Genomic DNA, 15,661 nt, shown 5'->3' on the forward strand with positions numbered 1-15,661 from the left:
GGAGTTATAGGCAGACTAAAAGCGAGGCAAGCATGGACAAACAGCACAAGGCCAGTATTGACGGGGATCAATGGGCGCAGTGCGTGCGGGATCGTGGGTGGCTTTGGGATGCCGCTGTTGGTGAGGCTTCGGCGACTTTGATCCTGGCGCATGGGGCAGGGGCGCCGATGGACAGTGAGTGGATGACGGATATGGCTGGGCGCATTGCTGCATCGGGCGTGAACGTGTTGCGGTTCGAGTTTCCTTACATGGCGCAGCGGCGGGTTGATGGCAGCAAACGCCCGCCGAATCCGGCGCCGAAACTGCTGGAATGCTGGCGTGAGGTGTATGGCTTGGTGCGACTTCATGTCGCTGGGGTTTTGGCGATTGGCGGGAAGTCGATGGGCGGGCGGATGGCCAGTCTCCTGGCTGATGAGTTGGGCGCTGATGCGCTTGTCTGTCTCGGTTATCCGTTTTATGCGGTTGGGAAGCCTGAGAAACCGCGGGTTGAGCATCTGGCTTCTTTGCGGACTCGGACGTTGATTGTTCAGGGGGAGCGGGATGCGCTGGGTAATCGGGAAGCTGTCGAGGCTTACGATCTATCGCCGAGTATTGAGGTGTTTTGGTTGGCCTCTGGGGATCATGATTTGAAGCCGTTGAAGGTTTCCGGGTTTACGCATTCGGACCATTTGGCTTCGGCGGTGGAGAAGGTTGCCGGGTTTCTTCGTTGAGGTTTGGTTGGGGGGGTATATCCGTTGCTGCGGTAACGGCGACTTAGGGTTTCGCCCTTACGGCGACTCACTTTTTTTACAAGCGCCTAAAAAAAGTAAGCAAAAAAACGCTTGCTCCTACGTTCGGCCCGCTCGCTGGGGCTCGGGGTTCCTTCGCTCCGGGATCCATCCGGGCGCAGCGCCTACGGTTTGCTTCGCTGCACCTCCTCTCGCTGTGTTTGGCTGCGCCAAACGGTCGCTGCGCTCCCACGCCCGGATGAACCCCTCCACTCAGCCTTCCGATGTCGCCCGTGGATCAAGATCAAGAGCTGCAGCCGAGCTTGCGCTCATCCTGTTGAGTGGTGAGGGGCAAGAGCGATGCGCGTTCTGCTCTTGCCTTTGTGTGGGGCCTGACTGCTGGCGATGGCGGCCTGACAGCCGACCATTCTCTTACTGATGTAACCCGGCCCCACTGTGGGAGCGGGCTTGCTCGCGAAGGCGGCCTGACAGCCGACCATTCTCTTACTGATGTAACCCGGCCTCACTGTGGGAGCGGGCTTGCTCGCGAAGGCGGCCTGACAGCCGACCATTCTCTTACTGATGTAACCCGGCCCCACTGTGGGAGCGAGCCCGCTCGCGAAAGCTGTCTGCCAAGCGCCATCCATTTCAAACAGGCAATAAAACCCCGGAGGCTTCGCTAACCGGTTTTTCAGGATCAAAAGATCGCAGCCTGCGGCAGCTCCTACAAGAAGTCATTCTTGCAAATTACATTGAAGGGGTACTCCTCCGGAGTTGCTGCGAGCATGCCTGCCAATGTTAGCCAGCATCCGACGGTCTCAGTCTCGTCATGGTGAAAGTCCCCTTGGGATTCAGGCGATAGCGATGACTTTTGAATACGGCCTCGAATGATCCCGTAGCGATGTCCGTTTCAGCATCATATTTAACGCTGAGGATCGCCGAGTCGGCGTCCACCGAAGCCATTCCGATAAATCCCGGTGGCGCAGGGATCCAATGGCTGTGGACAAATGTCAGCCCGTCGTCGAGGTTATAGACGCCCGTGAGTGCCTCATCGGATTGGTAGGGCAGCGTCATGGAGAATGAAAAATAGCTTTCATCGTCGAAATTTCCTGTTCCACCACTGATGGACCAATACCGCTGACCCAAGAACTCGTCCTGATAGAAAGATCTGAATTTCGCTGTTTTCTGTTTACCGCCCAATCTCCATTGAAACCTGTCATCACTGACGAGTGGTTTTTTCGGGAGAAACATAACGTGAGTGGTCATTGTTAAACCTGCCTTTTCGAGTAAGAGGAGGTGTTACAACCGACTGCAATTACGGTTTCTCTTGATACCCGCTCGGATAACGGTGCGTCTACTGTCAGATCTGACAGCTAGGCAGCCAGCCTTATATGTGTTGGTCAGCTAATAACGTTGCCGAGACTGGGTGAATATCCGTTGCCGCGGTAACGGCCAGTTAAGGTTTCGCCTTTACGACGACTCACTTTTTTGACAAACACCTCAAAAGTAAGCAAAAAAACACCCTGACGTTTGGCCCTCGCCTAGGCTCGGGTTCCTTCGCTCCGGGATCGATCCGGGGGCAGCGCCTACGGTTTGCTTCGCTGTACCTCCTCTCGATCGCCGAGGCTTGCGAATCGCTGTCGTCGGCCAAAGTCATGGCTGGCAATATCGCCAACTCAATCGGTGGCCCGCAGGGCAATCCGCTGCTGGCGCTGCAACAGCTGATCATGTTGAACGAGCTGTTGGTTAATCGATTGCTGGACAAACTGCGGTTGCCTCAATAATTCCGCTGGCCGTTATGGCCTCTTCGCGAGCAAGCTCGCTCCCACATTGGTTCTGCGTACACAGGACTAAATGTGGGAGCGAGCTTGCTCGCGAATGCGGTCTGCCAGACACCACCAGTTTCAGACTGGCAACAAAAAGCCCGGACGCTTTAGCTGTCCGGGCTTACAGGTCAAAAGATCGCAGCCTTCGGCAGCTCCTACAGGTGATCGGTGTAGGAGCTGCCGAAAGCTGCGATCTTTTGATTTACTTTGTGGTGGATAGCCTGCCAGTGATCACAAATTTATCGAACACTTTCTGACCATCACGCGCGGCTTGCCGAACATCCAGGAATGTCAGTTCATCACGAACTTTCTGTTTGTGGGGTTTTTGCGTGGGGTATGTATTCATGCTGGCCGATCTGCGTGATTGAGTAGCGACCGGCAAACGATAGAACTTGGCTGCACCAAGCACCAGTCGGCGCATTCTGGCGCAGTTGTAGGCAGTGTCCGCGTTGCTTGAGTGAGATCGTCGTTGGTAGAGAAGGCCTCTTCGCGAGCAGGCTCGCTCCCACATTTGGAATGCATTTCCCTGTGGGAGTGAGCCTGCTCGCGAATGCGGTCTGCCAAGCACCATCACTTTCAGACTTGGCAATAAAAAGCCCGGACGCTTTCGCTGTCCGGGCTTTTAAGATTAAAAGATCGCAGCCTGCGGCAGCTCCTACAGGTGATCGGTGTAGGAGCTGCCGCAGGCTGCGATCTTTTGCTTTTAGCGGTTAAACCGCTCCACCAACGAATACTGCGTATTAGCCGTCTTCGTCAGCTCTTCACTCAGCAACGCAGAGTTATGCGCCTGTTCCGAGGTCTGATCCGCCAGTTCCGAAATGTTGCTGATGTTGCGGCTGATTTCTTCAGCCACGGCACTTTGCTCTTCGGTCGCTGCAGCGATCTGGGTGGTCATGTCGGTGATGTTGGCCACGGCTTCGCTGATGCCGACCAGTGCCTGATCCGCTTCCAGCACTCGTGCCACACCTTCTTCCGCCTGGCGATGGCCGGCTTCCATGGTCTGCACGGCACTCGAAGCCGTCTGCTGCAGCTTGGCGATCAAGGCATGGATCTGCCCGGTGGATTCGCTGGTGCGTTGCGCCAGTTGGCGGACTTCATCAGCGACTACGGCAAAACCACGGCCCATCTCGCCGGCACGTGCCGCTTCGATGGCGGCGTTGAGGGCGAGCAGGTTGGTCTGGTCAGCGATGCCTTTGATCACGTCGACCACGCCGCCGATTTCGTCGCTGTCCTTGGCCAGTTGGGTGACGGTCAGGCCGGTTTCGCCGACCACCACCGACAAGCGCTGGATGGCTTCGCGGGTTTCGCCGGCGATGTCACGGCCGCGACCGGTCAGACGGTTGGCTTCCTGCGTCGCGTCAGCCGTACGCTGGACGTGGCTGGCTACTTCTTGCGTGGTGGCAGCCATCTGGTTGACGGCGGTGGCGACCTGTTCGGTTTCCACGCGCTGACGTTCCAGACCGCTGGAGCTGTTGTGCGCCAGGGCGTCGGACTGTTTCGCCTGATCGGTCAGGTGCTCGGCAGTGTCCTGCAGACGGGTCAGGCAGGTTTTCAGGCGGGCTTCCTGGCTGAGGATCGACATTTCCAGACGCGCCTGCGCGCCACGGCTGTCGGTGTACATCTGCGCGATCAGCGGGTCGGAGGTAGTCTGTTCGGCCAGGCGCAGCAGGCGCTTGAGCCCGCGTTGCTGCCATTGCAGGCCCATCAGACCCAACGGTACCGACAGACCCGCAGCGAGGGCGAAGCCCCATTGCGAGTTCAGGGTCGCGCCGATCACGAAGCTCAACTGGCTGACCAGAATGAACGGCAGCCAGTCCTGCAGCACCGGCAGCCATTTGTCACTGGAAGGAATTGCCGACTTGCCCTGGTTGATGCGTTGGTAGAGCGCTTCGGCACGGCGGATCTGTTCGGCGGTGGGTTTGATCCGCACCGACTCGTAACCGATCACCTGATTGCCGTCGAACACCGGTGTCACGTAGGCGTTCACCCAGTAGTGGTCACCGGATTTGCAGCGATTCTTGACAATGCCCATCCATGGCAAGCCTTGTTTCAGTGTGCCCCACATGTGCGAAAACACCGCAGCCGGGACGTCAGGGTGACGAACCAGGTTGTGCGGCGCACGGATCAGCTCTTCACGCGAAAACCCGCTGATTTCGACGAAAGCGTCGTTGCAGTAGGTGATCACGCCTTTGGCGTCGGTTGTGGAAATCAACCGCTGCTGAGCCGGGAAAGTCCGTTCGCGTTGTGTAATGGGCTGGTTATTACGCATGGTTTTTCAATCCGCAAGGCTTTGAAAGGTTGTCGGCGCTGTCAGGAAATTATTGAAGTTTTTTTTCAGATATAAGTACGGCGTCGCAAAACCGCTCTTGCTTCAACCGGCCAGCATCGGATAGGTGAACAGCGCAAAATGCAGCAGGTTCAGCCCGAAATGTGTGGCGATCGCCGCAGCAAGGCCACCAAAACGGTAGGCCAGACCATAGCCGACACCTGCCAGACCCGCCAGCAACACCCAGTGCCATCCCGCGCCCAGATGCGCCAGGGCAAAGATCAGCGACGCCAGCAGCAGGGCGAGGTTGTCGCCGTGGGGCAGGTGCTTGAACAGGCGGCTCAAACCGCCCTGTATATAGCCGCGAAACAGCGCCTCCTCGACCAGCGTCACCAGCAGCAGATTGTTCAGCAGCCACAGCCACGCCTGATCGGGCCACTTCGGCGCCCAGGCAATCATGCCGAACAACAGCGCACCGCCCAGCGCCAGCACGGCGCTCAATGTCAGGGCGAGGACGCTGGCGTACACCGTCGGACGCAGCGAGCGTGCCGCGACAATCCACGGGCAGGCGAGCAACAGCCAGAAGCCGATCAAGGGTTTGTCCAGATTCAGGTACATCGCGAACGGCACGGCGTCGTCGGTGAAACGCAGCGGGGCGATGGCCCGGCCGTTGGCGAACCCCGGCAACCAGTGCAGCGCCAGTGACAGGGCGAGGAAGATAAACAGCGCGTGCCCCAGCAGACGCGCCACCGGCACTTGCTGTTGGCGTACGGCGAAACCGGTCACCAGCAATAGTCCCACGGAGATCAGCGCGAGCCAGCCGAGTTGGCCAAAGCTCAACGCCAATCCATAACCGAGGCTGAGAAGTGCCAGATACAGCCATGGCAACGCCTTCATCGAAAGTCCTTGTGCAGAATTTTGTGGAAGGGCTTTCTACACGGGTGAGGGCGTTGGGACAAGTAAAGCTGTGGCGGGATGCGGGGACAGGCTCCAAACCTGAGGCCATCCACAAAACCCATTGTGGGAGCGGGCTTGCTCGCGAATGCGGTGTGTCAGGCGATAAAAATCTCGACGGATACACCGCATTCGCGAGCAAGCCCGCTCCCACAGTAGATCTGTGTGTGGCTGAGGAATCAGCGCAGATCGAGCTTCGCTGCGGCGCGCTCGGTGATTTCCGTGCGCAGTTTCAACGAAGGCGCCGCGCGGTACCGAGCCTCATCGACGACAGCACTCGGCGCCGTCTGCGGGCTGCCCGATTCAAACGGCGGTGCCGGCGCATATTCCAACTGCAGTTGAATCAACTGCGCCGCCTCGGCACCCACCAGTTCAGCCGCGAGCACCAGCGCAAAGTCGATGCCTGCGGTAATTCCGCCACCGGTAAACAGATTGCCGTCGCGTACCACCCGGTCCTGCACCGCAATCGCGCCGAGTTTCGGCAGCAGTTCGTGATAGGCCCAGTGGGTGGTCGCGCGTTTGCCTTTCAGCAGTCCCGCCGCGCCCAGCACCAGCGAACCGGTGCACACCGACGTCACATACCTGGCCTGCGCCGCCTGGCGTTTGATGAACCCCAGCGTCTGCTCATCTTCCATCAGCGGCCCGACCCCGGCGCCGCCGGGAATACAGATCACATCCAGATTCGGGCAGTCCTCGAAGGTGGTGGTCGGTTTCAACAGCAGGCCGGTGCTGGCGGTGACCGGCACCAGATCTTTCCAGATCAGATGCACCTGCACGTCCGGCAGCGAGGCCAGTACGTCATAGGGACCGGTCAGGTCGAGTTGCTGCACCTGCGGAAACAACAGAAAACCGATCTGCAACGTCATGGGGTTTTTCTCCATTTGAGGGGTGGACGGCTTCACTGTAGGCGGGTAGGTTCTGGCGTATACGCCAATAACCCCACGAATTACGCCAAATGCCCAAAGCCATTCACGTACTTGCGTTCGCCAACATGCAGATCCTCGATGTCACCGGCCCGCTGCAAGTGTTCGCCTCGGCCAACGACATCGCTCGCCAGCGCGGCTTGCCGGTGCCGTATGCGCCGTCGGTGATTGCCAGTGAGGGCGGGGCGGTGATGTCGTCGGCGGGGTTGGCGGTGCTGGCCGAACCGTTGCCGCAGCAGGCCAGCGATACCTTGATCATCGCCGGTGGCTGGGGTATTTACCCGGCGGCGGAGGACGTGCCGCTGGTGGAATGGGTGCGTGAGCATGCGGCGAAATGCCGACGCGTGGCCTCGGTCTGCACCGGCGCTTTCCTCTTGGCGGCCAGTGGCTGGCTCGACGGACGTCGCGTGGTCACCCACTGGACCCGTTGCGAACAACTGGCGCAGCAGCACCCGAAGCTGCAGGTCGAAGCCAATCCGATCTTCATCAACGACGGCCCGGTCTGGACCTCGGCCGGCGTTACCGCCGGCATCGATCTGGCGTTGGCGATGGTCGAGGAAGATCTGGGCCGCGACATCGCCCTCGACGTCGCCCGGCATCTGGTGGTGTTCCTCAAACGTCCGGGTGGGCAGTCGCAATTCAGCGTGACCCTGGCCCTGCAGAATCAGGGCAATCGCTTTGATGAACTGCACGCCTGGATTGCCGAAAACCTCACCTGCGACCTCGGCGTCCCGACCCTGGCCGAACAGGCCGGCATGAGCGAACGCAGCTTCGTCCGCCACTACCGCGCCGACACCGGCCAGACCCCGGCCCGCGCCATCGAACTGATCCGCGTCGAAACCGCCCGCCGCCTGCTCAGTGATACAGGGCTGCCGGTGAAACGGATTGCGGCCAATTGCGGGTTTGGCAGTGAGGAGACGTTGCGCCGCAGTTTTCTGCGCGCGATTGGCGTGACGCCGCAGGCGTATCGGGAGCGGTTTTCGGTCAGTGCTGGCGAAGCAGATTCAGCGATGCCCTTCGGGGCAATTACCCGAACAGAACCTTCTGCCAATGATCTTCGCTGATGATCGCAATCGGCACGCCGCTGCCTCTCAGTTCAACGGCCTTCTTGATCTTGGTGCCGTAAGAGCTGTGAAGCCACTGATCATTGCCAATGCTGCCCACTACCAAATAGTGAATCTTTTTGCTGACGGAACCACCAATAAGGCCGCCGCGTTCAAGGATCTGCGACTCACATTCTTTACGTGGCCCGTAGGCCATGACGCCTGTAAACAGGAAGACCCGATCAACCAGGCATAACTGTGGGGCAGGGTTGTCGAGAGGAAGGCTGGTCGGAGCGGCAAACGTTGTTGTTTGTGTTGGTGCGGTTGGCAGACCGGTGAACTGATGCAGCATTTCCAGCAGCTCCGCAGACTCGTCGGCGTCCAGAACTCCGTCGCTGAGCATGTCGGCAAGACGTCTGTAAAGGATGTTCACAACCGGATCGTCCAGGTGCACCAAATGGGTTTCAATCCAGGTTCTGAGAAACTCGGCTTCTTGCTGGTTGATCGTGCCGTCAGCGGCAAGCCCGGCTGCAATGCCGATGAGAGCATCGACCGAGCGCCGCTCGATTCTTGCTTGGTGAAAGAACACGCTGCTGTGAAATTCCTGATGCAAATCGACCATCGTTGCTTCTCCTTAAGCCTCGGCTTCCGCCACCTGATTGAAGTACTTCGTCCGATCCGGGGTGAACGTCACCCGCATCTTCGTCCGCGAGCAGGTCAGCGAGCGCTCTTCACCCAGAGCAATATCCAGATCCTCGCCACGCAAGCCCTGCCACTGCGCCAGGTATTTCAGCGAGCCGTATTTCTCGTTTTTCTTCAGGCTTCGGCTCACGCCACCTTTCCAGCCGAGCACCGGCAGTTCGCCGGCGAGGCACTGGTGGGCGAGGTCGGGGAAGCGGGTGGCGCGCTGGCGGCCGATTTCCCAGCACTTGATCAGGCCTTTGTCGGCGGCTTCCCAGAGTTGGGTGCGGGTCAGGCCGGTGCGCAGGGGCGTGGCGATGGGGCGGTGGACGTGCTGGGTCATTCTGCTTCCTTGAATTCGGGTTTTATTGGACAGCTCCGCTGTGCCCGTTGCGGTGGATGGTAGGGGGGGATGTAACAGCTGGCAACAGGGTATTTCAGGGTGTAAGTGCAGGTTGCGGGGGAGGGATTTGCCTGGGTGTTGTTTAGAAGAAGCAGGAACAAACCACGCAAACTGTGGCGAGGGGATTCATCCCCGATCGGCTGCGCAGCAGTCGCAAACCCAGGCAACGCGGCGTTGTTGACGAAATGCACAGGCAAAATCAGGAGCTGCTGCGCAGCCCATCGGGGATAAATCCCCTCACCACAGGAGATCTGATTCTGTTTATTTCTGTGTAGGGGTTAGCCCGGCGAAGCGCGCTGATGCGGCATATTTCCTACAGACACTGGCGAATATTACGGCTGCCACTCACCCTTCTCCCCACTCAAACGCCGATCAAGAAAACTCGCCGCACTGATCAGCGCCAGATGCGTCAGCGCCTGCGGGGTGTTGCCCAGATGCCGGCCATGGCTATCAAACTCTTCGGCGTACAGCCCCAGCGGGTTCGCATAACGCAGCAATTGCTCGAATTCCAGATGCGCCTTTTCCACCTGACCGGCCCGGGCCAGGCATTCGACGTACCAGAACGAGCAAGCGGCGAAGGCGCCTTCGGTGCCGGCCAAACCGTCGATGTTGGCGTCATCGTTACGGTAGCGGTAGACCATGCCGTCGCGCACCAGAGACTTTTCGATCGCTTCCAGAGTCGATAACCAGCGTGGGTCCTTGGCGCTGACGAAACGCACCAGCGGCATCAGCAGCATCGAGCCGTCGAGCGCGGTGCCGCCCTTGTACTGAACGAAATGCCCGCGCTCTTCGTCCCAGAAGTTGTCCCAGATGTCGGCGTAGATCGCCTGCCGGGTCTGATCCCACTGGGCGAACGGTGCTGGCAGTGAGCGTTTCGAGGCCAGGCGAATCGCCCGGTCCAGGGCCACCCAGCACATCAGTCGCGAGTGCAGGAAGTGATGCTGCTCACCGCGCATTTCCCAAATGCCTACGTCGGTTGTCTGCCAGGTCTCACACACCTGATCGACCACTTCGCGCACATGGTTCCAGCCCTGGTGGGAAATCGCATCGCCGTATTTATTGACCAGGTACACTGCGTCCATCAGTTCGCCAAAGATGTCGAGCTGAATCTGGTCGTACGCGCCATTGCCGATGCGCACCGGTTGCGCGCCGCCATGACCGGAGAGGTGAGAGAGTTCGGTTTCCGGCAGTTCCTGACGACCGTCGATGGCATACAGAATGTTCAGTTTCGTTGGCTGGCCGCAGCAATCGCTGACCCGCCCGCGCAGCCAGCCCATATAGGCGTTGGCCTCATCGACGAAGCCCAGACGCATGAACGCGTAGACGGTGAACGAGGCGTCGCGGATCCAGGTGTAGCGATAGTCCCAGTTGCGCTCGCCGCCGGGGGTTTCCGGCAGGCCGAAGGTGGCGGCGGCGAGGATCGCGCCGTGCTTGCGCGAGGTCAGCAACTTCAGCGCCAGTGCCGAACGATTGACCATCTCCCGCCAGCGCCCGCGGTAGTTGGACTGGCCGATCCAGTCGCGCCAGAACTTCAGCGTACGCTCCAGGCACATTTTTGCGCCGTCATCCCTGAAGCGTGGATCGTCGGCACCACCGAGGACGAATTCGGCGTGCTGATCCTGTTTCAAGCTGAAGGAAGCAACGGCCGCTTCGCCATCGATGTGCAGCGCCTGATCCGCCACCAGCCGCATTGACGGCTGACCCTCCGCACTGAAAATCACCGATTGTTGATCCATCTGCGCCCGGGTGTTGGCGCGGGCATAGTCATGGCGCACCGCGCAGCGCATGTGAAAGGTCGCTTCACCGCTGACCACCCGCACCCGGCGCATCAGCAGCGGCAGGTCATCGACACTGTCGCCGATCGGCAGCAGGTCGGTGATTTCCACCACCGCATACTCGCTGAGCCAGCGCGTCTGCAGCACATTGGTGTCGGGCAGGTAGATCTGCTCGCGCCGGGCATCGGGCAAGTCCGGGGCGAGCTGGAAAATCCCTGCCTCGGGCGTGTCGAGCAGCGAACAGAAGATCGACGGGCTGTCGAATTCCGGCCAGCAGAAAAAATCCACGCTGCCCTTGTCGTTGACCAGTGCGGCACTGCGCATGTCGCCGATGATGCCGTGGGCGTCGATCGGGCTTTGTCGTTCAGGATGATGCTCAGCCATTGCCACGAAACTCCGGATAAAGACTCATGCCGCCGTCGATGAACAGGGTGGTGCCGACGATGTAGTCGGCGGCGTCGGAGGCGAGAAACACCACCGCGTTGGCGATGTCCTCGACGTCGCCGATGCGCCCGTAAGGGATCAGCTCCAGCAGTTTTTCACCGGCAGCGCCTTCGGTGGCTTGCTGATTGATTGCCGTGCGAATCGCCCCCGGCGCGATGCCGTTGATGCGGATGCGCTGATGGCTGACTTCCTGGGCGAGGGTCTGCATCAACTGATCGACGCCGCCCTTGGACGCCGCATAGTTGACGTGCCCGGCCCACGGAATGCGTTGATGCACCGAACTCATGTGAATGATCTTGCCGGCGGCACGGGACACGCCTTCGCGCACCCCTTGGTGGTTGAAAATCCGCAGTGCGGCGCGGGCGCAGAGGAACTGGCCGGTGAGGTTGACGCCAATCACCGTGTTCCAGTCTTCGAGCGTCATGTCGACCGCCGGCGCATCCTTTTGCAGGCCGGAATTGGCCACTAGAATATCCAGCGAGCCAAAGGCCTCAAGGGTCTCGGCGAATAGCCGTTCGACCTCGTCTTCCTTTGAAATATCGGCGCCGATGGCCAGCGCCTGACCGCCGTCGGCGATGATTTGTCGCGCCAGCGCTTCGGCAGGTTCCGCCTGACGGTTGTAATTGATCACGACAGCTGCGCCGGCAGCGGCCAGCGCTTTGGCGGCGGCGTGGCCGATGCCGGAGCTGGCGCCGGTGACCAGTGCCACTTGGCGGGCGAGGGATATTTGCATGCGAAGTCGTGCCTTGATTGAGGGCTTATTTAGCTGACTGGTCGCAAGCGGGGAGAGTTCAGAGCAAAGATCAAAAGATCGCAGCGTGCCGCAGCTCCTACAGGGAATGTAAGCACCTGTAGGAGCTGCCGAAGGCTGCGATCTTTTGCTCTTCAAGGCCTTCACATTCCACCAACAATTGTGCGCTTCCACGCTCATCAACCTTTATGGCAACTTGGCGGCCCCTGATGAGGCTGTCCCCATGGCAAACCCCTACCGCGAATTATTCACCGCCCCCGGCGCCCGGGCTTTTGTACTGGCCGGGATGATCGCGCGCATGCCGATTTCCATGACCGGCATCGGCGTGATCACTATGCTCTCGCAGCTCAAGGGCGGGTACGCGCTGGCCGGTGCGGTGGCGGCGACGTTTGCTCTGGCCACGGCGTTTTGTGCGCCGCAGGTCTCGCGTCTGGTGGATCGTTTCGGCCAGGGCAAAGTGCTGCCGCTGTCGGCATTTATCGGTGGCGGGGCGCTGCTGATGTTGCTGCTGTGTACGCGTTTGCAGGCGCCGACCTGGACGCTATTCATCTTCGCCGCGCTGGCCGGCTGCATGCCGAGCATGTCGGCGATGGTGCGTGCGCGCTGGACCGAGATCTATCGCGGCCAGCCGCAATTGCAGACTGCCTATGCGCTGGAATCGGTGCTCGATGAAGTCTGTTTCATCGTCGGCCCGCCGCTGTCGGTGGGCTTGTGCGTGGTGGCGTTTCCCGAAGCCGGGCCGTTGGCCGCGCTGTTGGCACTGGCGATCGGGGTGACCGCGTTTGTTGCTCAGCGCAGTACCGAGCCGGCGGTGCACCCGCAGGAATCACAGCATCAGGGTTCGATCATTCGCTCGACCGACGTGCAATGGCTGCTGGCATTGATGCTCGCGATGGGCATTATCGTGGGTGTGGTCGATGTGGTCAGTGTCGCCTTCGCCCAGCAGCAGGGCCAGCCGGCGGCGGCGAGCATCGTGTTGTCGGTGTACGCCATCGGCTCGTGTCTGGCTGGTATCGCGTTCGGCGCGATGCGTTCGAAACTGCCGTTGCCGCGTCTGTTTCTGTACGGCGGCGTGGCGACGGCGGTGACCACATTGCCGCTGTTGCTGGCGAGCAATATTGTCGGCTTGTCGCTGGCGGTATTTGTCGCCGGGCTGTTCTTCTCGCCGACGCTGATCGTGGCGATGGCGCTGATCGAGCGCATCGTGCCGCCGGCCAAACTGACTGAAGGCCTGACCTGGCTGGTGACGGGCTTGAGCATCGGCGTGGCGATTGGCGCCGCCGGCTCGGGCGCTCTGGTGGATGCTTTCGGTGCACGCAGCGGATTCTGGCTGGCGATTGCGGCGGGGGCGGTGGTCCTCATGTCGGCAGTACAAAGCTTCCGCCATTTGAAATGAGCTCACCATTGTGGGAGCGGGCTTGCTCGCGAAGGCGTCAGATCAGTCGACATCGATGTTGAATGAACGACCGCTTTCGCGAGCAAGCCCGCTCCCACAGGATTTACGGGGTTACCAGCCTCTGCCCGAATTCACCCAGAAATTCACTGACAGCGACGTCGACACCGATTCCACCTGATGGAACCAGCCCTCCGGCAAAAACAGCAGATCCCCGGCCTCCAGCGTCACGCGCAGGAACGTCACATCGCGTGCCGCAGGAAAGCGCTCGTAGTCCGGCGCGTCGGGGTTGAAGTCGCAGCCGTCCAGGCCACCCTTTGGCGCCGTCGACCAGGTGCCCAGTGCTTCGCGGTGATGCGGGGCGGCGAGGGTGAACTGCTTCTGGCCCCAGACCTGCGCGAACAAGTTGTCGGTGTCGTCGCGGTGCAGCGGCGTCAGCGTGCCTTTGGGGCCGATCCAGATCCGTGGCGGGATGAACAGCGAGGCATCGAAGTAGGGCGGGTACTTGATCTGCTGCAGCAATTGCGCCGGCAGGATGTTGTTGCCCATGTAGGCCGGCGGTTCGCCGTCAGTCCGTTTGACCGCCGGTTGGTCCAGCGAGGCAATGAACTCGGCCATCGACGTCGAACGGAAATCACGTTCAGTGGAAAAGGTTTTCTTCACGTAATCACCGTGGCGAGTGATGCCCTGCAGTTCGGCGAAATGCACCAGCGATTCTTCGCGACTGAGCTTGAACAGCGGCCAGTCCTGCAGGGCATTGCTGATCACCACCGGGATGCCGTTGGGCAAATACTTGCTTTTGAACTCGTTGACCGACAAATCATTGCGCGCACGGCGCTCGATGCGGGTCTGAGTCGGCAGGCCGACGGTGAGTTTTTCGCTGAAGCGTGGCGGGGTCGGGTAGCGCTTGTTCATGTCGACTTTTTCCACCACGGCGCCACCGTGCATCGCATGCTCGATGATCTGCGGCAGCAGCGTCGCCAGGCCCATGTTGCCGCCGATTTTCAGGCGACCGCTGGCGAACAGTTCTTCGACATTGACCCGGCCGCCCATGATCCCGAGAAAATCGCTCTCGGCCACTTCAATGGTCACGTCGGGGCTGGGGTGGCGTCCGGGCGCGGTGCGGCTGCTGGCCTTGACCTCCGACCAGTAGGCCTGCTGCGGGCCAAACACGAATTGGAAAACGCCTTCGATGCCGACGGCACCGGCGTTGGCGAACAACTTGCCCAGGATGCTCTGCAGGTCCACGGTGAATCCTCATTATTGGTTTTGGCCTGAACAGTTAACGAGCGCCTGTTGGTGCAATTTACCGGTGCACGACTAATTTGCCGGGCGCGTAATCCGTTTCTCTCTACAGACAATTTTTTCGAGGAAAGCCGGGTGAACAAGCTGACCCTGCTGTGCCTGCCGTACTCCGGCGCCAGTGCCATGGTCTACAGCCGCTGGCGGCCAAAACTGCCGCAATGGCTGCAATTGCAACCGGTGGAACTGCCGGGGCGCGGCGCGCGTTTTGACGAGCCGCTGCACACGGATATGCGTGTGCTGGCGATGCAACTGGCCAAGGAATTGCGGCCGAATCTCAAGGCGCCATATGCGTTGTTCGGCCATAGTCTGGGCGCATTGCTGGCCTGCGAAATCGCTCATGCGTTGCGCCTGTTGGGCTGTCCGGAACCGGTGGCGCTGTTTGCCTCGGGCACGGCGGCGCCGACGATGCGCGCCGATTACGATCGCGGTTTTGCCGAGCCGAAAACCGACGCCGAGCTGATCGATCAGTTGCGCACGCTCAACGGCACCAGCGAAGAAGTGCTGGCCAATGCGGAGCTGATGAGCCTGACCCTGCCGATCCTGCGCGCGGATTTTCTGCTCTGCGGCAAATTCGAGCCGTTGCAGCGGCCGTTGCTCAACTGCCCGGTGCACGTGCTGGGCGGCAAGGCGGATCGCGCGACCACCGAACAACTGATCGGCTGGAGCAAGGAAACCCGTGGCAGCTTTTCGGTGGACATGCTCGCCGGCGGGCACTTCTTCATTCATGAGCATGAGGCCAAAGTGCTCAAGGTGATCAAGGATCAGCTTGAAGGCCATCATCGTCGGCATGCCATGGCCGCTACCGCCTGAACAGCGCATCACTCAATGTGGGAGCGGGCTTGCTCGCGAAAGCGGTATTTCAGTTATTGCATCGTTGACTGACACACCGCATTCGCGAGCAAGCCCGCTCCCACATTGCCAGGGCTGTGAGCCAATGACTCTGACAACACGCGATTAAAACTGTGGGAGCGGGCTTGCTCGCGAAGAGGCCGTGTCAGGCACTTGATGTGTTGACTGACACACCGCTTTCGCGAGCAAGCCCGCTCCCACATTTGATTTGTGTGCATGAAAAAAGCCGCTCAACCGCCCGCCTGACAGTTGTTCTCATTCGCTAATTTTTCCGGTCTGCATTCGTTTTATAGGGACGACGTGCCTTTGTGCTTCCTGCCTACTGATCCGGATGCTGAGAA

The 15,661-nt window shown here is 60.2% G+C and carries 14 protein-coding genes; 5 read left to right on the forward strand and 9 right to left on the reverse strand.

Annotated features, from left to right (window positions below; translation table 11 throughout):
• Positions 1 to 32: 32 nt before the first annotated feature.
• Entirely contained in the window at positions 33 to 710 is a 678-nt protein-coding gene (locus CKW11_RS18640) for an alpha/beta family hydrolase (RefSeq protein WP_095138675.1), read from the forward strand.
• Between the two features lie 795 nt (positions 711 to 1,505).
• Here the strand turns inward: CKW11_RS18640 and CKW11_RS18650 are convergent.
• Entirely contained in the window at positions 1,506 to 1,973 is a 468-nt protein-coding gene (locus CKW11_RS18650; RefSeq protein ID WP_095138677.1) for a hypothetical protein, read from the reverse strand.
• Between the two features lie 350 nt (positions 1,974 to 2,323).
• On the opposite strand from CKW11_RS18650, the gene CKW11_RS28875 reads away from it, so the two are divergent.
• A complete protein-coding gene (locus tag CKW11_RS28875) occupies positions 2,324 to 2,491 on the forward strand; it encodes a DUF6124 family protein (RefSeq protein WP_371917884.1) in 168 nt (55 codons plus the stop codon).
• Between the two features lie 745 nt (positions 2,492 to 3,236).
• Here CKW11_RS28875 and CKW11_RS18655 read toward each other — a convergent pair.
• From CKW11_RS18655 to inhA, 3 genes are all read right to left on the reverse strand, one after another.
• Positions 3,237 to 4,802, reverse strand: a complete 1,566-nt coding sequence (locus tag CKW11_RS18655) for a PAS domain-containing methyl-accepting chemotaxis protein (protein WP_095138678.1) — start codon at positions 4,800 to 4,802, stop codon at positions 3,237 to 3,239.
• A gap of 102 nt (positions 4,803 to 4,904) precedes the next feature.
• Positions 4,905 to 5,696: a CPBP family intramembrane glutamic endopeptidase gene (locus tag CKW11_RS18660; protein ID WP_095138679.1), complete on the reverse strand. Its 792-nt coding sequence runs from the start codon at positions 5,694 to 5,696 to the stop codon at positions 4,905 to 4,907.
• A gap of 236 nt (positions 5,697 to 5,932) precedes the next feature.
• Entirely contained in the window at positions 5,933 to 6,619 is a 687-nt protein-coding gene (inhA, locus tag CKW11_RS18665) for an isonitrile hydratase (RefSeq protein WP_095138680.1), read from the reverse strand.
• Positions 6,620 to 6,708: 89 nt separating this feature from the next.
• Between inhA and CKW11_RS18670 the strand changes: the two genes are divergently transcribed.
• Positions 6,709 to 7,740 carry a GlxA family transcriptional regulator gene (locus CKW11_RS18670; RefSeq protein ID WP_095138681.1) on the forward strand — a complete coding sequence of 344 codons (1,032 nt, stop codon included), beginning with the start codon at positions 6,709 to 6,711 and terminating at the stop codon, positions 7,738 to 7,740.
• On the opposite strand, the gene CKW11_RS18675 is transcribed toward CKW11_RS18670, so the two are convergent.
• From CKW11_RS18675 to CKW11_RS18690, 4 genes are all read right to left on the reverse strand, one after another.
• A complete protein-coding gene (locus tag CKW11_RS18675) occupies positions 7,703 to 8,341 on the reverse strand; it encodes a BRCT domain-containing protein (RefSeq protein WP_095138682.1) in 639 nt (212 codons plus the stop codon). The two genes, CKW11_RS18670 and CKW11_RS18675, sit on opposite strands and share 38 nt — an antisense overlap.
• Positions 8,342 to 8,353: 12 nt before the next feature.
• Entirely contained in the window at positions 8,354 to 8,743 is a 390-nt protein-coding gene (locus CKW11_RS18680) for a hypothetical protein (RefSeq protein WP_095138683.1), read from the reverse strand.
• A 392-nt stretch (positions 8,744 to 9,135) separates the two neighbouring features.
• Positions 9,136 to 10,962, reverse strand: a complete 1,827-nt coding sequence (locus tag CKW11_RS18685; protein WP_095138684.1) for a glycoside hydrolase family 15 protein — start codon at positions 10,960 to 10,962, stop codon at positions 9,136 to 9,138.
• Complete coding sequence (locus tag CKW11_RS18690; protein ID WP_095138685.1) at positions 10,955 to 11,755, reverse strand: glucose 1-dehydrogenase; 801 nt, start codon at positions 11,753 to 11,755, stop codon at positions 10,955 to 10,957. The genes CKW11_RS18685 and CKW11_RS18690 overlap by 8 nt, the downstream gene beginning before the upstream one ends.
• Before the next feature lie 241 nt (positions 11,756 to 11,996).
• Between CKW11_RS18690 and CKW11_RS18695 the strand changes: the two genes are divergently transcribed.
• Entirely contained in the window at positions 11,997 to 13,169 is a 1,173-nt protein-coding gene (locus CKW11_RS18695; RefSeq protein WP_095138686.1) for an MFS transporter, read from the forward strand.
• A 111-nt stretch (positions 13,170 to 13,280) separates the two neighbouring features.
• On the opposite strand, the gene CKW11_RS18700 is transcribed toward CKW11_RS18695, so the two are convergent.
• Positions 13,281 to 14,414, reverse strand: coding sequence for a cupin-like domain-containing protein (locus CKW11_RS18700; RefSeq protein WP_095138687.1), 1,134 nt, complete (start codon positions 14,412 to 14,414; stop codon positions 13,281 to 13,283).
• A gap of 132 nt (positions 14,415 to 14,546) precedes the next feature.
• Between CKW11_RS18700 and CKW11_RS18705 the strand changes: the two genes are divergently transcribed.
• Complete coding sequence (locus CKW11_RS18705) at positions 14,547 to 15,281, forward strand: thioesterase II family protein (protein WP_095138688.1); 735 nt, start codon at positions 14,547 to 14,549, stop codon at positions 15,279 to 15,281.
• Positions 15,282 to 15,661 lie beyond the last annotated feature (380 nt).

The sequence above is a fragment of the Pseudomonas sp. Irchel s3a10 genome (genome assembly GCF_900187525.1).
Lineage (GTDB): Bacteria > Pseudomonadota > Gammaproteobacteria > Pseudomonadales > Pseudomonadaceae > Aquipseudomonas > Aquipseudomonas koreensis_G.